This is a genomic window from Streptomyces sp. BE20 (assembly GCF_036322525.1).
In the GTDB taxonomy this organism is placed as follows: Bacteria; Actinomycetota; Actinomycetes; order Streptomycetales; family Streptomycetaceae; genus Kitasatospora.
Window position 1 is genome coordinate 35,506 of record NZ_JAQYWW010000818.1, and the last position, 16,786, is coordinate 52,291.

15 protein-coding genes and 1 CRISPR repeat array are annotated in these 16,786 nt (G+C 71.2%); of the genes, 4 read left to right on the forward strand and 11 right to left on the reverse strand.

Translation table 11 applies throughout. From position 1 onward, the window contains the following. Positions 1-156 precede the first annotated feature (156 nt). The gene (locus PUR61_RS17440) at positions 157-1,230 is read left to right on the forward strand and encodes a peptidase (protein ID WP_329879777.1); all 1,074 of its coding nucleotides are present in this window, start codon (positions 157-159) and stop codon (positions 1,228-1,230) included. A 443-nt stretch (positions 1,231-1,673) separates the two neighbouring features. Here the strand turns inward: PUR61_RS17440 and PUR61_RS17445 are convergent, their stop codons facing one another. Then, on the reverse strand, positions 1,674-2,084 hold the full coding sequence (locus PUR61_RS17445) for a winged helix-turn-helix transcriptional regulator (RefSeq protein WP_329879778.1): 411 nt from the start codon (positions 2,082-2,084) through the stop codon (positions 1,674-1,676). A 100-nt stretch (positions 2,085-2,184) separates the two neighbouring features. Here PUR61_RS17445 and PUR61_RS17450 point away from each other — a divergent pair, with 100 nt between their 5' ends. Further along, complete coding sequence (locus tag PUR61_RS17450; RefSeq protein WP_329879779.1) at positions 2,185-3,042, forward strand: alpha/beta fold hydrolase; 858 nt, start codon at positions 2,185-2,187, stop codon at positions 3,040-3,042. A gap of 45 nt (positions 3,043-3,087) precedes the next feature. Here the strand turns inward: PUR61_RS17450 and PUR61_RS17455 are convergent, their stop codons facing one another. The 5 genes from PUR61_RS17455 to PUR61_RS17475 form a co-directional block, all read right to left on the reverse strand. Continuing rightward, positions 3,088-3,522, reverse strand: coding sequence for a YdeI/OmpD-associated family protein (locus PUR61_RS17455; RefSeq protein WP_329879780.1), 435 nt, complete (start codon positions 3,520-3,522; stop codon positions 3,088-3,090). Positions 3,523-3,654: 132 nt separating this feature from the next. Next, entirely contained in the window at positions 3,655-4,074 is a 420-nt protein-coding gene (locus tag PUR61_RS17460) for a VOC family protein (protein ID WP_329879781.1), read from the reverse strand. A gap of 107 nt (positions 4,075-4,181) precedes the next feature. Next, the gene (locus PUR61_RS17465; RefSeq protein WP_443035185.1) at positions 4,182-4,847 is read right to left on the reverse strand and encodes a glyoxalase; all 666 of its coding nucleotides are present in this window, start codon (positions 4,845-4,847) and stop codon (positions 4,182-4,184) included. Then, positions 4,847-5,386 (reverse strand): helix-turn-helix transcriptional regulator, encoded by a 540-nt coding sequence (locus PUR61_RS17470; protein WP_329879783.1) that lies wholly within the window; start codon positions 5,384-5,386, stop codon positions 4,847-4,849. Before PUR61_RS17470 ends, PUR61_RS17465 begins: the two co-directional genes overlap by 1 nt. 307 nt (positions 5,387-5,693) lie before the next feature. Then, a complete protein-coding gene (locus PUR61_RS17475; RefSeq protein WP_329879784.1) occupies positions 5,694-6,104 on the reverse strand; it encodes a VOC family protein in 411 nt (136 codons plus the stop codon). A gap of 379 nt (positions 6,105-6,483) precedes the next feature. Here PUR61_RS17475 and PUR61_RS17480 point away from each other — a divergent pair, with 379 nt between their 5' ends. Next, positions 6,484-7,545 carry an LLM class flavin-dependent oxidoreductase gene (locus PUR61_RS17480; protein ID WP_329879785.1) on the forward strand — a complete coding sequence of 354 codons (1,062 nt, stop codon included), beginning with the start codon at positions 6,484-6,486 and terminating at the stop codon, positions 7,543-7,545. A 3-nt stretch (positions 7,546-7,548) separates the two neighbouring features. Here PUR61_RS17480 and PUR61_RS17485 read toward each other — a convergent pair whose 3' ends face one another. The 5 genes from PUR61_RS17485 to PUR61_RS17505 form a co-directional block, all read right to left on the reverse strand. Next, positions 7,549-8,004, reverse strand: coding sequence for a MarR family winged helix-turn-helix transcriptional regulator (locus tag PUR61_RS17485; RefSeq protein ID WP_329879786.1), 456 nt, complete (start codon positions 8,002-8,004; stop codon positions 7,549-7,551). A 134-nt stretch (positions 8,005-8,138) separates the two neighbouring features. Further along, a complete protein-coding gene (locus PUR61_RS17490) occupies positions 8,139-9,824 on the reverse strand; it encodes an ABC transporter family substrate-binding protein (protein WP_329879787.1) in 1,686 nt (561 codons plus the stop codon). Positions 9,825-9,871: 47 nt separating this feature from the next. Then, positions 9,872-12,007, reverse strand: coding sequence for an ABC transporter ATP-binding protein (locus PUR61_RS17495; RefSeq protein WP_329879788.1), 2,136 nt, complete (start codon positions 12,005-12,007; stop codon positions 9,872-9,874). After that, complete coding sequence (locus PUR61_RS17500; protein WP_329879789.1) at positions 12,004-12,984, reverse strand: ABC transporter permease; 981 nt, start codon at positions 12,982-12,984, stop codon at positions 12,004-12,006. The genes PUR61_RS17495 and PUR61_RS17500 overlap by 4 nt, the downstream gene beginning before the upstream one ends. A gap of 13 nt (positions 12,985-12,997) precedes the next feature. Beyond that, the gene (locus tag PUR61_RS17505) at positions 12,998-13,981 is read right to left on the reverse strand and encodes an ABC transporter permease (protein ID WP_329879790.1); all 984 of its coding nucleotides are present in this window, start codon (positions 13,979-13,981) and stop codon (positions 12,998-13,000) included. 583 nt (positions 13,982-14,564) lie between these two features. Then, a CRISPR array of direct repeats spans positions 14,565-15,569; the repeat unit is 29 nt; unit sequence GGGATCACCCCCGCAGGCGCGGGGAGCAG. A 747-nt stretch (positions 15,570-16,316) separates the two neighbouring features. On the opposite strand from PUR61_RS17505, the gene PUR61_RS17510 reads away from it, so the two are divergent. Continuing rightward, positions 16,317-16,628, forward strand: a complete 312-nt coding sequence (locus PUR61_RS17510) for a hypothetical protein (protein ID WP_329879791.1) — start codon at positions 16,317-16,319, stop codon at positions 16,626-16,628. Positions 16,629-16,786: the final 158 nt, after the last annotated feature.

Sequence of the window (16,786 nt, forward strand, 5' to 3'; positions counted from 1 at the left end):
TATGGGTAGGGCTGTCGGCCCCCGGTCGGCGGCGGGGCCGGGGCCCGTCGACGGGGTGTGTCGTCCCCTCCTCCCGTCGTGGTCCGCGGGACCGGGGTTCCCGGGACCGCGCCTCGCCCGGCGGACCTCCCGTGCCCGGGCCCGGAAAGGCACCCCATGCCCCCGCGCCACCGGCTCGTTCGCCTGCTCGCGACACCGGCGCTGGCCGCCGTCCTTCTGCCGCTCTCTATCGCCCCCGCAACCGCCGTCCCCGCCGCGGGCGGTGGTTCGCCGGCCCTGGTCACCACCCTCCTGCCGCGCGAGGTCTCGGCCGGCTGGCTGGCCCGGCAACTCGTGGACGGCGACCACTTCGAGAGGGTCGTCGCCGGTACCGTCCGCCCCGACCAGGACCTCACCGTCGACGCCGTGCTGGCCTTCGCGGCCGCGGCCACCGCTGACGACGCCGGAGCCCGCGCCACCGCCTGGCTGGCCCGCCCCGACATCCTCGCCGACTACCTCGGCGACGGCACCACCGAGGCCTACGCGGGCCCCACCGCGAAGCTGCTGCTGCTCGCCCAGGTCCGCGGGCTGGACCCGACGAACTTCGGCGGCGTCGACCTCGTCGCCCGGCTCCTCTCGATGCTGGCCCCGAACGGCCGCTTCGCCGACCGCTCCCAGTCGGGCGACCGTAGCGACGTCGCCAGCCAGTCGTTCGCGCTGATCGCCCTCTCGCGCACTGCGGCGGGTATCCCGCAGAGCGCCCGCAGCTTCCTGAGCGCCGGCCAGTGCCCGACCGGCGGTTACCCCGCTGCCTTCGGCCCGACCACCTGCGCCGGCGACCCCGACGCCACCGCGCTCGGCATCCAGGGCTTCAACGCCGGAAACGGCGCGGGCTCCTCCGGGTACGCCATGGGATGGCTGGTCAACCAGCAGCGCCCGGACGGCGGTTTCGTGTCCCCTGGCGCCACCGAGCCCAACGCCGTGACCACGGGCCGGGCATCCCACACCCTGTTCACCGTCGGCTCCAGCGGCGGATACCGGGCCTTCAAGTGGCTGGAGCCGCGCCAGCTGCGCTGCGCCGCTGCTCCGGAGCAGCGCGGCGCCGTCCCGTACAACTCGACTGGCTTCGACCAGGCCACCGCCGTGCGGGCCACCGTCCAGGCCACCCTGGCGTTCTCCCCCGGGCTGAAGGGCTTCGCCAGGCTGAGCGCGGCCGGTGCGAAGCCGGAGTCGCCCGTCCTGTCGTGCTAGCCGGGCGTTGTCCTGGCGATCACGGGCGGCGCCAGACGGCACTGCTCTGCCAAGTGATCTTGACGGATGGCAGGGGAGGGGGCGGTCGTCGGGCTACGAATTCCCTATCACCCGCACAGTGTGTTGGCCGGAAAGTGATCAGCACCCGATCGAAAGAATCGAAGGGGAGGAGGTGGCAAACCTCCATCCCCAACTCTTCGAGGATGGCCACGTCGACCGGACGGACATCGGCCCCCAGAGGATCTGTGTCATTCAGGGGAGCAGATCTCGTTCTCCCGGAGGCACGGAAGGATTGACAGGGGACGACGTCGATCGCCGGCTCCTTCGTCACCAACCACCGCGCGCCGGCGACATCCCCTCCGTCTCCTACGTGGTGGCGGGGCGGCGACGCCGGCCGCATCGAGTACCCGAGCCAACCCGTACCGGGCGCGGAACCGGCCCGCCTACCCCTCGTCGACCTCCTGGTCGACGGCTTGGTTGGCGCGGTCGATCTCGGCCATGTGCTCCTCCGCCCAGGTCCGCAGCCCTGCAAGCGCGGCTTCCAGGGACAGCCCGAGTCCGGTGAGTCGGTAGAAGACCCGCGGCGGTACGGTCGGTTCGACCCGACGCGACACCAGCCCGTCGCGGGTCAGGCTTCGCAGCGTCACGGACAGCATCTTCTGCGAGACGCCGGGCATCCGGCGTCTCAGCTCTGCGAAGCGCACCTCGTCCGGTGCGGCATCGGCGAGCGTCTTGACGGCCATGGACGTCCACTTCGTGCCGATGCGGTCCAGCAACTGCCGCGTCGGGCAGTGGGGATCGAACAGATCGCCGTGTACCCCACGACCGGTGGCCCCGGCTCCTGGGGTGGTCACCTGTGGCTCACCACCTTCCCTGAAAGTGCCGTCTAGGAAGCAGCCGGACAGTTACCTATCGTTCTGTGGTCACCAATGGTAACCAGTCGGAGGAGCCGTCATGCCCGTCACCACCGCGCACCACCTGCGCCGCATCGCGACGAACGGCGTTCAACTCAACGTCGCAGTCGCCGGGGACGGACCCGCGGTCCTCCTGCTGCACGGCTTCCCGCACACCTGGCAGCTCTGGAGCGGCATCATGGGCCGACTGGCCGGGCGGCACCGGGTCATCGCCCCGGACCTGCGAGGCTTCGGCGCCAGTGCACGTGCCGTCGAGGGTTACGACGCAGGCACCCTGGCCGCCGACGCCGAAGGGCTGCTCGACGCACTCGGCGAGCCCTCGGCAGCGGTGGTCGGCATCGACGCGGGCACCGCCCCCGCCGTCCTGCTCGCGCTGCGCCGGCCCGGCCTCGTCCGGCGCCTGGTCGTGATGGAGGCACTGCTCGGCCGCCTGCCCGGAGCCGAACACGTCGTCGCGGGCGGCCCCCCGTGGTGGTTCGGCTTCCACGCCGTCCCCGGCCTCGCCGAGACCGTCCTGGCCGGCAACGAGGCCCCGTACATCGACTGGTTCCTCGACTCGGGGACGCTCGGACGAGGAGTACCCGACGACATCCGTGCGGCCTTCGTTCACGCGTACACCGGGAGCGAGGCCCTTCGCTGCGCGTTCTCCTACTACCGGGCCCTGCCCACCAGCGCGCAGCAGATCCAGGACGCCGCCGCGACGGCTCGGCTGACCATGCCCACCATGGCCGTCGGCTCTCACCCCGTCGGCACCGGGCTCGAACGCCAACTCCGCCCCATCGCCGATGACCTGGTCGGACACCACCTCCAGGACTGCGGCCACATCATCCCCCTCGACCGCCCCGACGTGTTGTTCGCGCTCCTTGCTCCCTTCCTGTCCGCCGATCTGCCGAAGTGACCGGATCGGCGATGGCAGTGCCGCCGGAGTCGCTGCTCTCGGAGGTCAGTCCCGCAGGGTGGCGATGGCCTTCTCGATGCGCCGCCGGCGCGTCTCGGGCTTCTTCGCGCTCTCGACGGCGCGCACATGCTCGTGCTTGCGGCTCTGGGAAAGGTTGTCGTACGTGGCGCGGGCGACCGGGTCGTCGTCCAGGGCCCGGACGAAGTCCGGGGGCTCGACGACGACGCGCGGTTCGGTGTCGAGTTCCAGCTCGACCTCGACCTCCTCGCCGATCGCGACATCCGCGGCTTGCCGGTTGGCGTTGCTGAGGCCGAGCAGGTGGCGGCCGCGCATGATGGCGACCCGGCTCTTCCAGGAATGCCCGTTGACCGTGATCGTCACTGGCGGCCGTGCGCCGCCGCCGAGCGCTGCCACCACCTCGGGCGGAACCTCCAGGCCCCGCATGGGCTCGGGTGGTTCGACGTGGGCCCGAAACTTCATGATCCTTCTCCTGTCGTTCTGCAGGCTCACCGTGGATCCGGCGCCCGCCCGGCTCCGATCCAGCCGCTCCCACGTCCCGTACCGGGACCGTCGCCGTGTCCCGGTGACGGCTGTGAGGCCAGGAGACCGTGGTTACTCGGCGTAGGGCTGGTCGGCCCCCGGGCCCGGGGCGCTGTAGCCGAGGCTCCAGATGTAGCCCTCCGGGTCGGCGAAGGTGCCGCCGTACCCGCCCCACGGCAGAGCGCCGGCGGGCTTGAGGATCGTGGCACCGGCCTTCTGGGCCTCCGCCATGATCTCGTCGACCCGTGCCTCACTGCGGACGACGTAGGTCAGAACCAGCCCGCTGAAGCCGCTGCCTTCCGGGTCGGTGCCCACCTGCCCGGCCAGACCCTCGCGACCGTAGAAGCCGACCGGCGAGGCGCCGTCCGAGTCGAAGAACACCGAGATGCCGTAGTCGTCCTTGATCTTCCAGCCGAGTCCCTCGGTGTAGAACTGCTTGGCCCGGTCCATGTCGCGGACACCGAGGAGGATCGAGCTGACGTGCGCCTTCATGTCTTGCTCCTTGCACTGTGGATGTGTACGTGCCGGACGCCCGGGCCGGTGCCCGGTTGTCGCACCGGCGGGTGTTCGCCGGTCGATCGGTAGGACAGCGCCGGGGTTCAGGACGGCGTGGGGGCGAGCGACGCGGTGGCCTCCCAGGCGAACCCGTCCGGGTCGGTGAAGGCGTCGGCGGTGCTGCCGAGGACGATGCGGTGCGAGCCGGTGCCGTCGACGGGGACGCCGAGGTCCTTGGCAAGGGCGCGGCGCTTGTACAGCGCCAGCGTGACGGGGCTGGACTGACCGGGGGCGAACTCGGCGTACTTGCCGCCGAAGCTCTTGGCCACGGTCAGGCCCCGGCCGGTGTAGAGCTGCTTGGTGGCCTTCACGTCCTCGACGCCGATCAGCAGGACGACCGCGTCGACCTCGCGGGTGGCGGGGCCGGTGTCCTTCTTCGCCGAGGTCGCGATCTTCCAGATCGTCCCGTCCGGGGCCCGGACGACGCCGCTGTAGCCCCACAGCGACTTCGCGGCGGGCTTCAGGACCGTGGCGCCGGCGTCCACGGCGGCGCCGAAGAAGCTGTCGACGGTGGCCGGCCCGGACACGGTGAGCGCCAGGGTGAAGCCGCGGAACCCGGTGGAGTGCGCCTCGGACGCCCGCAGGTGGATGTACGTGTCCACGCCGAAGGCGCGGTAGAAGCGGCGGGCGGCCTCGGGGTCGGCCACCTCAAGGGTGACGGACGCGAGGGACGTGTGGGCTGCGGTGGAAGCGGTGGTTGCCATGACCATCACGCTAGGGGCTGTGGGGCGGTCGGGGCTTCTCGATTCCTGACCGGTCTTGAGACCTGCTTCGCCACGCACGCCGGCATCCCCTCCACGTTGATCGCCGACCCCGCATCGGGGGCCGTACCCGCGGCATCGGCACGGTCGGCCGTCGTATCCGCCGCATCCGCCGCTTCTGCCGCCTGGCGGCGGAAGGCCCCGGGCGGCATGCCGACCAGCTCGGTGAAGCGGGTGGTGAACGTCCCCAGCGACGCGCAGCCGACCTCGAAGCAGACCTCGGTGACGCTGAGGTCACCCCGCCGCAGCAGCGCCGCCGCCCGCTCGATGCGACGCGTCATCAGGTACGCGTACGGCGCCTCGCCGTAGGCGGCCCGGAACTGCCGGCTCAGGTGCCCGGCGGACATGTTCACATCGCGGGCGAGCGCCTCCACGTTCAGCGGCTGCGCGTATTCCCTGTCGATCCGGTCGCGGACGCGGCGCAGCCGCGCGAGATCGGCCAGACGCTGCGCCTGAACGCGAGCACGCCGCCATTCGGCGTTGCACATGGGAGCCTCCCCTTTGTCTTGCATCTCTTCCATCTCCATCGAGGTCGTCGAGCGTCCGGGTGCCCGCCTCGGTGGGCACCCGGACGCTCGACGGTGTGGACCGGTCCGCCGGACCCGGCCGGCCGCCGGTCGGGCGACTGCCCGACAGCGGCGGGACGAGTCCGGGCTCACGACCGGTTCACCGAGGTCCCGGACGCGGTCCTGGTGGGCGACCGACACGGCACCCACGTCCGCTCCGGTGCGCCGCCGCGCTCCGCCCGGGTGGTCGCGATGTCGGCCCGCACGGCCGCACCGGTGCCCGCACGGGTCAGCGCAGCTCCTGGATGCGGACCAGGTTGCCCGCAGGGTCGCGGATCGCGCAGTCGCGGATGCCGTACGGCTGCTCGGTCGGCTCCTGGACGACCTCGGTATCACCGGCCTGCACCTTCTCGAACGTGGCGTTGAGGTCCGGCGTGGCCAGCAGGATCCAGCCGTAGGTGCCCTTGGCCATCATCTCGGTGATCGTGCGGCGCTCGTCCTCGGTGATGCCGGGATCGGCGGCGGGCGGCGCCAGAAGGATCGACGTGCCCGGCTGGCCGGGCGGGCCGACCGTGATCCAGCGCATCCTGCCCTGCCCGACATCGCTGCGGACCTCGAAGCCGAGGACGTCGCGGTAGAAGGCGAGCGACGCGTCCGGGTCGTCGTGCGGAAGGGAAGTCGTGTGAATGGTGATGTCCATGGTGAGCAGGCTAGAGGTGGCTCCGTGAAACGCGCTTCTCCGTTCCTGATCGATCCGGACACACCCGGACGTTCACGGGCATGTCATCACGCGGAGCGCACCCCCCTTCCCGTGACGGTGCACCCGATGCTCCGTCAGCCGCCCTCCGGGGGCGGAGACTCGTCGGGTGTTTCGTCTCCGGTTCCTGACGGTCAGGTTGCGCGTCAGGTAGGGATGGTGTCGTCGGCGAGTCGGCGAGTCGGCGAGTCGGCGAGTCGGCGGGTCACGATGCCGATTATCGCGATCGGCACGGTGGTCGGTGGCGGCCTCGTTCAGTTGCTGTCTTGACGGGGGGAGACCGCCTCCCCCAGAGTTCACATGTGAACCCAAGGGGAGGGGTGTGCTCGTGAAATTCCTGGCCAGTACGTTGGTTCCCAAGAAGAGCAGGGGACTGGGAAGCCCGCCGCTCAGCCGGACGGAGCGGTTCACGGAGCTGATCGATCTCGCACTGTGGGCCGAGCGGGTGGGGTACGACGCGTTCGGGGTCGGCGAGCGGCACAATCCGGACCTGCTGTCGGCGTCACCTGCGGTGATCCTCTCGAACATCGCCGCCCGGACGACCCGGATCCGCCTGGTCACCGCGGTCGCGGTGCTGTCGCTCACCGACCCCGTCCGCTCCGCCGAGGACTACGCCACGCTCGACCACCTCAGCGGAGGACGGCTCGACCTGGTCATCGGCAAGGGCGGCGACCCGGTCGCGCCGAGCGTCTTCGGCATCGACCCGGCCGACCTGTGGGACCGGCTGGAGGAGGGGTACGAGCTGCTCCGGCGGCTGTGGCGGGAGGAGAAGGTCACCTGGGAGGGCCGCTACCGTCCGAAGCTGACCGAGGCGTCCCTCGAACCCCGGCCGCTCCAGCAGCCGGCGCCCCGGGTCTGGCACGGTTCGGCTACCAACAAGCGTTCCACCGAGCTGGCGGCGCGCTGGGGGGACCCGCTGTACTCGGCCAACGGCACGGACCGCGTCGATCACTACCTCGACCTGGTCGCCCACTACCGCGAGCGGCTCGCCTTCCACGGCCACGATCCCGACACCGCGCTGGTCGGCGTGGGCGTGCATTCCCCCATCATCACCGACCGCTCGCAGGACGCCCTGGCGATCGCGCGGCCGATGTTCGAGGCCTCGGTGGCCGAGCACTACCGCGATCGCGCCCGCTTCCCGTTCGAGTCCCTGGAGGACTTCATCGAGAACGGATCCGCGCTCGTCGGTACCGCCGAGCAGATCACCGAGAAGCTCCTCGGCCTGCACCGGAAGTTCGGCAACCAGGTGTTCGGCGTCGGAGTGGAAGGGTTCTTCTCGACCTACACGACGGACCTGGCGGTCACCCGCGGCTACCTCGAACGGTTCTTCGCCGAGGTCGCCCCCGTCCTGCGGGCCGAGATCCCCACCACCGTCTGGGAGTGATCCTCAGTCCGACGCGTCCCGGCGCACATGGGCGCGGATCTTCTCGGAGATCGCGATGAGCCGCTCCACCTCGTCCGCGGTGAGAGCGCCGATCAGCTCCTCCCGGATGTGCCGGGCGCGGTACGCCTGCGCCCGGCGGAACACCGACAGGCCCTGCGGGGTGAGGGACACCGCCGTGGCGCGGGCGTCACCGGGCACCGGCTCCCGCTCCACCAGACCGCGCTGCTCCATGCGTCCGACGTGCTGGTGGAGCCGGCTCTTGCCGAACATCAGCGTCCTCGCCAGTTCGAACGCGCGCAGGGTGTGGCCCTCGGTGTTGCCCAGCGCGTCCAGAACCTGCCAGTCCGGCTCGGACAGCCCGGTGTCCTGCTGGAGCCTGCGGGTCAGCACCTGCCACAGCTCGACGTCCATGTGGAAGAAGGCGTCCCACAGTGCACGTTCGCGCTCTCGCTGCCGCATGGCTCCACACTGTACCGAGCCACCGCGCTGCTCCGTCCTCGTCAGCCTGCCGGCGTGCGGCCGGGGCGGGCCGCCGACGAGCACGGCGGCCCGATCGGCGGCTCCGCCTCACCCCTCGCGGGGCGCCGGTGGTGCTACTTCTGCCAGCCGATGGTCTCGGGCAGCGGGCTGTTGAAGATGGCGGCACCGACGTTGGCGAGGCCCTTGCGGAGGCCGTAGGTGGAGGGGCCGCTGTAGAGCGGCAGGAGGGCGTGCTGCTGGAGGGCCTTCTGCTCGATCTTGTTGACGGCCGCGATCTGCTGGCCGATGTCGGCGATCTCTCCGGTGGCGCGGATCTCCTTGTCCAGCTCGGGGGTGCCGGCTCCGGTGATGTTGGAGTCACGGTCCGAGCAGTAGAAGTCGCACAGGTACCGTGCGCCGAAGGGGTCCGTCGAGCGGTTGCCGGAGATGAACAGGTCGAAGCGGCGGTCGCTGAGCACCTTGGAGAACTCGTTCACGGAGACCTTGTTGACGGTCAATTTCACGCCGACGGTCTTGAGCATCGCGGTGAACGCTCCGGCGACGGCCTTCTCGATGGGGTCGTCTCCGAGCAGGGTGTAGCCGAGTGCGAGCTCCTGGCCGTCCTTGGTGCGGACGCCGTCGGCCCCGGGCGCCCAGCCGGCCGCGTCCAGGGTCTTCCGGGCCTGCTCCGGGTCGTACTTCAGCACGGCGGTGAGGTTGTCCTGGTAGCCCTGCTGGAAGCTGTAGAGCACCGCCGAGCCGGGCAGCGGTTCGGTGTAGTCGAGGCCCTGGAACCGGATCTTCGCTATCTGTGCGCGGTCGATGCTCTCCTGCACCGCCTTGCGGACCTGGACGTCGCCGAGCAGCGGGGACTTGGTGTTGAGGTACAGCGCGTACTCGAAGGGGCTGCCACCGCTGCGGACCTCGGCGTCCTTGGTGGTCCTCACCTGCTTGAGGTTCTCCGCAGTCCCGACGGGGGCGTAGTCGATCTCGCCGTTCTTGAAGGCGTTGATCGCGGCGGCGCTCTCCAGGTTGACGTAGACGCGCTTGTCGAGCTTGCCCTTCCGGCCCCACCAGGAGGGGTTGCGCACGAAGGTGATGTTGCCGGACTGGGCGTCCCAGGTGCCCACGGTGTACGGTCCGGTGCCCCACTCGGGGTGGGCCGTCTTGACGTACGCCTGGTTGAAGTTGGCGACGGTCGCGGCCTGGGGGTGCAGGAAGGTGGTGAACAGCGCGGACCAGGAGGCGTTGACGCCCTTGAAGGCGATGACCGCCTGCTTGTCGTCCGCGCCCCGGGTGACGGACGTGATGAGGTCGTAGCCGTCGGTGGAGGAGGCCGCGTAGTCCTTGTCCGTGCCGTTGTTGGACTTCCAGGTGGCCTCGATGGCCCGCCAGTCGATCGGGGTGCCGTCGTTGAACACGGCCTTGGGGTTGAGGGTGATGACGACCTTCTGGTCGCCGCCCTCGACCGAGACCTTCACGTCGCTGTAGTAGTCCGGGTTGTACTGGACCTCGCCGGTGGGCGAGTAGGTGATGGCGTCGGCGTTGTACCAGGACCAGATCCGCAGCGTGTTCAGGGTGCCGTTGACGTTGAAGGGGTTGCCCTGCTCGTCGAAGGTGCCCGCGGTGGTGTAGGTGCCGCCGTCCTTGATGTTCTCGTACGGCTGGGGGTTGTAGTCGGTGACCGAGGACGCGACCTTGGCCGTGTCCTTGGCGGTCTCCTTGGCGTCCGGCCCGGAGGAGGACGAGGAGGAGCACGCGGTGGCGGCGACCGCGACGGCCGCGACGAGCGCGAGGGGCAGGGTGAGCTTCCTACGCATGGGGTGTCCTTGTGGGATCGGTGTGAAGGGGTGGGGCGGCGCGGGTGTCAGACCGCGTGGCAGGCGTACTGGTGGTCGGAGCCGTCCGGGGTCCCGGCGGTGGCCGGCCGTTCGGTGCGGCAGCGCGTCTGTACGCTCTGGTCGGAAACTCGGTAGAGCGGGCAGCGGTCGACGAACACGCAGCCCTCCGGCAGCCTGGCGGCGCTGGGCTGCTCGCCCGCGAGGACGATGCGCTCGCGGTGGCGTTCGCGCTCCGGGTCGGGCAGCGGGATCGCCGACAGCAGGGCCTTCGTGTACGGGTGCCGGGGCCGGGCGAAGATCTCCTCGGTGGCGCCGGACTCGACGATGTGTCCGAGGTACATCACGGCGATGCGGTCGGAGAAGTAGCGCACCACGGCCAGGTCGTGCGCCACCACGAGGTAGGCCAGGCCCAGTTCGCGCTTCAGTCGGGCGAGCAGGTTGATGATCTCGGCCTGCACGGAGACGTCCAGGGCGGACAGCGGCTCGTCCAGGACCAGCAGCCTCGGCTCGCGGGCCAGGGCGCGGGCGATGCCGACGCGCTGGCGCTGGCCGCCGGACAGGGCGGCGGGGAAGCGGTCGCCCATGGCGCGGTCCAGGCTCACCAGGTCCAGAAGCCGGGTGACCCGGGCCCGGACGGCCGTCCGGTCGGCGCCGGCGGCCCGGAGCGGTTCGGCCAGCAGGTCGAAGACGGTCAGCCGGGGGTCCAGGGCGTCCGTCGGATCCTGGAGGACGATCTGGATGTCGCGCCGCAGCTCGCGCACCTGGGCGGCCGACCGCAGCGTGGCGACGTCGGTGCCGGCCACCTCGATGCGGCCGCCCTCGGGGGCGCGCAGTCGCAGGACCTCGCGCAGCGTGGTGGTCTTGCCGCTGCCGGACTCCCCGACCAGGCCCAGGGTTTCGCCGGCGCGCAGTTCGAAGCTGACGTGGTTGACCGCGTGCAGGGTCCCCACCCGGCGCCTGAGGACGGCTCCCCTGGTGACGGGGAACGTCTTGACCAGCTCCTCGACGCGCAGGACCACGTCGCCGGCGGTCCGCTCCCCGTCGCGGGCCGCAGGCACGGGCACGGCGCCCGCGGCCGGGTCGAGGCTTCCGTCGGCGATCTCCTGCGCGCGGTGGCAGGCGACCCGTCCGGGCTGCCCGGCCGGTGCGGTCAGGTCCGGTGTGGTCAGGTCCGGTGTGGTCAGGTCCGGTGCGGTCAGGTCCGGTTCGGTGGTGCGGCACACGTCCTGGGCCACCGCGCAGCGGGGCGCGAAGGGGCATCCGGCGGGCAGGGCGGCCAGCGAGGGCGGCTCGCCGCCGACCGGGATCAGGGGCCGGTGGACGCCGCTGTCCACGGTGGGGACGCTGGCCAGCAGACGGGCGGTGTAGGGCATCGTGGGCCGGCGGAAGAGCTCGTCGACGCCCGCGTGCTCGACGATCCGTCCGGCGTACATGACGGCGACGTCGTCGGCGTGGCCGGCCACCACGCCCAGGTCATGGGTGATCAGGACGAGAGCTGCGCCGGTCTCGCGCTGGGCCAGGCGCAGCACGTCGAGGATCTGGGCCTGGACGGTGACGTCGAGCGCCGTGGTGGGCTCGTCGGCGACGAGGACCGAGGGTTTGTTGGCGATGGCGAGGGCGATGACGACGCGTTGGCGCATACCGCCGGAGAACTCGTGCGGGAACGACTTGGCGCGTTCGCGCGGGTCGGGGATGCCGACCAGGTCGAGCAGTTCCACCGCCTGCTCCCAGGCGTCCTTCGTGGACAGCTCCCGGTGCACGCGCAGGGCCTGGGAGAGCAGCCGGCCGACGCTGAAGATGGGCGTGAGCGCGGACATCGGGTCCTGGAAGACCATGCCGATGTCCTTGCCGCGCACCCGGGAGATCTCCCGGTCGTCCATCGCCGCCAGGTCGCGGCCGCCCAGCAGGATCCGGCCGCTGAGGTGTGCGGTGGGCGGGAGCAGGCCCATGACGGCGAGGGCGGTGGCGGACTTGCCGGAGCCGGACTCGCCGACGATGCCGAGGGTACGCCCGGGCAGGAGGTCGAAGTCGATGCCGCGTACGGCCTCCACCGGTCCGGCCTCGGAGGGGAAGGAGACACGCAGGTCGCGTACGGACAGGACGGGTGCGGGCTCGGTGGGCCCGGCCGCGGGGCCGGTGGGGCGGGCGGGTGCGAGGGTCATCGTCGGCCTCCTGCCGCGCCGGTGGATGTGGGGTCGAGGGCGTCGCGCAGGCCGTCGCCGACGAAGGTCATCGAGACGGTGAGGAGCACGGTCAGCCCGGCGGGGAAGGCGAAGAGCCAGGGGGCGCTGGTGATGGTGCCCGCGCCGTCGGCGAGCATCGTGCCCAGTGACACGTCGGGGGTCTGCACGCCGAAGCCGAGGAAGGACAGGGCGGTCTCGCTGAGCACGGTGGAGACCACGCCCAGGGTGAGGTTGACGATGAGCAGGGAGCCCAGGTTGGGGATGATGTGGCGCACGACGATGCGCAGGGGGCGCACGCCCATGAACTCCGCGGCGAGCACGTAGTCGCGCTCGCGCAGGGACGTCGACACCGACCAGACCACGCGGGCGGTGGACATCCAGCCGAACACCGTCAGGACGAGGATGAGGACCCGCCAGTCGCCGGCCAGCCGGTGCGAGACCAGGGCGAGGATGAGGAAGGAGGGCACGATCAGCAGGAAGTGGATGAGGGCGAGGGTGGCCTTCTCCACCCGGCCGCCGAAGTAGGCGGCGCCCGCGCCCACGACCGCGGAGATGGCGACGGTCAGCAGGGACACGCTCACCGCGATCGTCAGCGAGCGCTGGAGGCCGTGCACGGCGGCGGCGTAGATGTCGTTGCCGCCCTGGTTGGTGCCGAACCAGTGCTCGGCACCGGGGGCCTGGGTCAGGGCCGAGAAGTCGGCGTCCGCGTAGCCGTGCGGGGTGAACAGGTCGCCGAACGCGCTGAACAGCACGAGCAGCAGGAAGATCACGACGCCGGCGACGGCGATTCGGTTGCGCAGGAAGCGGCGGAGGTAGAGGCGGTGCCGTCCCAGGTAGCGCCCGTCGTGCTCGGTGGGCGGCGGGTCGGCGGTCGGCCCGGGGGCAGCCCCGGTGGCGGGGGCCGTGGTGGTGGTGGCGGTGGCGAGGATGCTTTCGGAGGTCGCGTCGGGATTCATAGGGGTGCCCATCTCAGCTGACCCGCACCCTCGGGTCGAGGAGAACGGTGGTGATGTCAGCGAGGATCGCGCCGACCGCGGTCAGGGCGGCGGCGAAGGCGGCGGTGGCCACGGTGCCGTGCACGTCGTTCTTGTTGATGGTCTGGATGAAGTACTGGCCCATGCCGTTCCAGCCGAAGATCGTCTCTGTGAGGACCGCGCCGGTGAAGGCGGCGGGAATGCTGAAGGCCACGGACTGGGCGGTGGGGATCAGGGCCGTGCGCAGGGCGTGTCGGCGGATCGCTTGGGCGCGGGTGAGCCCGGTGGCCCGGGCGGTGCGCACGAAGTCGGATCCGATGACGTCCAGCAGCAGGGAGCGCTGGGTGAGGTGGTAGCCCACGTACCCCGTCAGGGTGAGTGTCAGCGTCGGCAGGATCAGGTGCGCCAGCCGGTCACCGATCGTCGCCCAGAACCCTTCCACGTCGGGCGACTTCTCCCCTGCGACGTACAGGAAGTGCCAACCCGCCTGTTCGTTCAGTCGGATGGCGAGGAACACCAGGGCGAGGGCGGCGATCGACACCGGGACGTTGAAGAGCGCCATGGACAGGGCCTGGGCGGCCCGGTCCCGCCAGCCGTACTGGCGCGAAGCGGTGTGGACGGCGAGCGAAACACCGACGACGACGGACAGGACCGTCGCGCCGATCACCAGTTCGGCGCTGACCAGGGAGCGGTAGCCGATCTCCCCGTTCACCTGGACCCCGACCGGGGAGCGGCCCCAGTCGAAGCGCAGGACCACACCGGTCAGCCAGTCCCACCAGCGGTGGAGCAGCGGCTCGTGCGGGTCGAGGTTGTAGGGGGCCAAGGCCCGGGAGATCTGCTCCTCGGTGCGGACCGGGCGCAGCTCCTTGAAGTTCGAGCGCGGGTCGAGGAACCAACTGGCCAGGAAGTACGTGGCGTTGGTGGCCACGGTGATGACCAGGAGCCAGCCCGCCGCCCTGCGTGTCACATACCGGAGCACGGACGCCACCTCCCCACCGGATGCGGCGGGTGCGGCTGGGGAGTAGCGGGTCCGGGGGAGCTAGGCATGCGGGTGGAACTCTTCCGATCCAAGGAGTGGTTGCACGACCGTGCAGAGGCCAGTCTGTGTGCGAGCGACACGTGGCACCAGAGATCAGGGCATTTGGACACGAAGACGAAATACCCCCGCAGCAAATGGACGTGTCCGCGTCACAATTCGATCGATCCGCAGGTGGGACGGGTCGTAGCAGCGCAGGGCCCCGGGCCCTTTAGCCGCTGCGGCCGGTGCGGTAGAGACGGCGTCAGCTTCCGGTGCGGGGAGGGGCGTCGGCCTCGCCCTCGGCCGGCGCTCGCCGCGGCGGCATCCTGCTCAGCACCGTGCCCGTCGTCTCCCGGCCGGTCCGGGGCGGGGCGATGTGGACGCCGCCGGACGAGATCCTCGGGAACCGGACAACGGCGACCTGGCAAGCGGGCCTGTTCGCGGTCCTGGTGTCGGTCACTCGACCGGGGCGTCGAAGTGAATCGCGTCCTCGGGGACCCGGGGACAACGGAGTGGCGGCTCACCGTCGCCAGCGCCCGGCCGTGGGATCACCCCCGCAGGCGCGGGGAGCAGCTGGCGACCAAGCCCTCCGATGTCGAGGTGCTGGGATCACCCCCGCAGGCGCGGGGAGCAGCTGCGCTTAAGGCTCACTGGAGGGGCGCAATGGGGATCACCCCCGCAGGCGCGGGGAGCAGCGCTTGGGGCTGAGCGGTCGGCGGCGCGGGCGGGGATCACCCCCGCAGGCGCGGGGAGCAGTGGTAGTCGCCCACCACGGGAGCGGCTACTTCGGGATCACCCCCGCAGGCGCGGGGAGCAGTTCGAACCTGCGACACCGGCTTTAGGAGCACAGGGATCACCCCCGCAGGCGCGGGGAGCAGGGGCCGGCAGCAACAGATGCCGGCCCCGGACCGGGATCACCCCCGCAGGCGCGGGGAGCAGGCAGTGCTCGACCTTTGAGAACTCAACAGGGTGGGATCACCCCCGCAGGCGCGGGGAGCAGACCTGGCCGGGCTGAGCGAGGGGGTGGGTGCGGGGATCACCCCCGCAGGCGCGGGGAGCAGGACCGTGCGTCCGGAAGGTAGCGGCCAGTGCTGGGATCACCCCCGCAGGCGCGGGGAGCAGGGGGAGAACGTGGGCGTACTGACACGCGAGGTGGGATCACCCCCGCAGGCGCGGGGAGCAGGACGACCGCTCACAGCAGTGGGTCGAGGCCCGGGGATCACCCCCGCAGGCGCGGGGAGCAGTCGCCGTCCCGGCCGCTCGCCGGCCGGGAGGCGGGATCACCCCCGCAGGCGCGGGGAGCAGATCGGCCTCCAGCAGGTCTGTGGTGCGCTCCAGGGATCACCCCCGCAGGCGCGGGGAGCAGCCCTCGGGCACCCGGTCCGGATCCGCGTCCTGGGGATCACCCCCGCAGGCGCGGGGAGCAGTCATCTTCTGGCCGCTGGCAGTTTCCGGCAGTAGGATCACCCCCGCAGGCGCGGGGAGCAGTACGAGCAGTACCGGCCGGTGGTGCAGGCGGTGGGATCACCCCCGCAGGCGCGGGGAGCAGACTCTCTGACCAGCGACTCTACGGCCCGGGAAGCTGGTTCCGTGCATGATTCGTTGATTCGGTCATATCGGGTAGATGCTGTCGTACCGGATGGTCGTCTTTCCTGGGACTCGGCCTGCGGGTGGAGCGGTTCTGGATGTCCCGCCAACGGTAGCGCCATGGCGCTGGACACGGGCGCCAGGCAGCAGCCGACCCCCGCTCGACCGGGGAACTTCCCGCGGGCGTCGGTGTTGCCACCGAAGACCGGCCGACCCCCGCCCCGGCGGGAAGAACCAGGCACGCACGTGTCGCCGCGGCCGGGTGCCCTCCTGCAGAGGGAAAGCTGGGACGGCGTCCCGATCGACCTCACCCACCGCGGCCAGCCTCCGCCCGCGCGAAGACGACCCCATCGCCGCCGGCCCGACAGGCAACCCGGTTGCCGCTCCCCGCACCCGCAGGGAGGACGACTTCGGGCTCACCCTGCTGGGCAACCACGTCGGCTCCGCCGAGCGCGCACAGGGGCTTTTCGACGCGGTCGCCGACCTGGTCGATGTGCGCGGCTGCCCGGCCTGCCCCACCGCCCATCTATACACCTGCGACCTCAAGGCCACCGCCTGACGCTGCGCTCGGGGGGCGCCGGGGTGGGACTGTCCTCAGACCGTCCCACCCCGTTTCGCCTGGTGGGAGCGCTTTGCGATGTGCTGGGGCAGGGTTGGGGCGGGTGCACCGGCCCCGCCTGGTGACCCCGAGCTGCCAGGCTGGGAAATCATGACCTCCCGTCGCAGCCTCTCGCTGCCCGCCTTCTCCGGGCCCGCCACCGACGCTCCCGTGCCCGCCCAGTCGGGTGGCCGCCGGTTTCTGCCGGTCGAGCAGGGCTCGGACCTTCGCCAGCCGCCCGGCGAGAGCGAGCCCGCACCCGCGCCGGCCCGGCGCCCCTGGCCCCCGACGGACTCGCCTTCTCCGACCCGGACCGCCATGTCTGAGCGCTACCACCACGGGTTGCGCCACGTCCAGGAGCAGCTCACCACCTACCCCACCGCCTGCTGTCTTCCCGCGCCCCTACCTGGACAGTGGCCGTAGCCGACCCGGCTCCCGCTTCGGATACCGTGTTCCTCTACGGGGTGCCATAACGGATGTGACGCCCCCCACCGGAGGTAAGTCAGCGTATGAGTTCAAAGCGCAGCAAGAATCCAGCCCTGCCCGTACTCGACGACGCATTCCGACTCGCGTCGGTCAAG

Bases quoted from the DNA above. Each gene is read 5' to 3' on its own strand.
- PUR61_RS17490 (WP_329879787.1), bottom strand. From the start codon at position 9,824: ATGCGTAGGAAGCTCACCCTGCCCCTCGCGCTCGTCGCGGCCGTCGCG.
- PUR61_RS17510 (WP_329879791.1), top strand. From the start codon at position 16,317: ATGACCTCCCGTCGCAGCCTCTCGCTGCCCGCCTTCTCCGGGCCCGCC.
- PUR61_RS17495 (WP_329879788.1), bottom strand. From the start codon at position 12,007: ATGACCCTCGCACCCGCCCGCCCCACCGGCCCCGCGGCCGGGCCCACC.
- PUR61_RS17475 (WP_329879784.1), bottom strand. From the start codon at position 6,104: ATGGACATCACCATTCACACGACTTCCCTTCCGCACGACGACCCGGAC.
- PUR61_RS17465 (WP_443035185.1), bottom strand. From the start codon at position 4,847: ATGGTCATGGCAACCACCGCTTCCACCGCAGCCCACACGTCCCTCGCG.
- PUR61_RS17460 (WP_329879781.1), bottom strand. From the start codon at position 4,074: ATGAAGGCGCACGTCAGCTCGATCCTCCTCGGTGTCCGCGACATGGAC.
- PUR61_RS17485 (WP_329879786.1), bottom strand. From the start codon at position 8,004: ATGCGGCAGCGAGAGCGCGAACGTGCACTGTGGGACGCCTTCTTCCAC.
- PUR61_RS17450 (WP_329879779.1), top strand. From the start codon at position 2,185: ATGCCCGTCACCACCGCGCACCACCTGCGCCGCATCGCGACGAACGGC.
- PUR61_RS17440 (WP_329879777.1), top strand. From the start codon at position 157: ATGCCCCCGCGCCACCGGCTCGTTCGCCTGCTCGCGACACCGGCGCTG.
- PUR61_RS17470 (WP_329879783.1), bottom strand. From the start codon at position 5,386: ATGTGCAACGCCGAATGGCGGCGTGCTCGCGTTCAGGCGCAGCGTCTG.
- PUR61_RS17455 (WP_329879780.1), bottom strand. From the start codon at position 3,522: ATGAAGTTTCGGGCCCACGTCGAACCACCCGAGCCCATGCGGGGCCTG.
- PUR61_RS17500 (WP_329879789.1), bottom strand. From the start codon at position 12,984: ATGAATCCCGACGCGACCTCCGAAAGCATCCTCGCCACCGCCACCACC.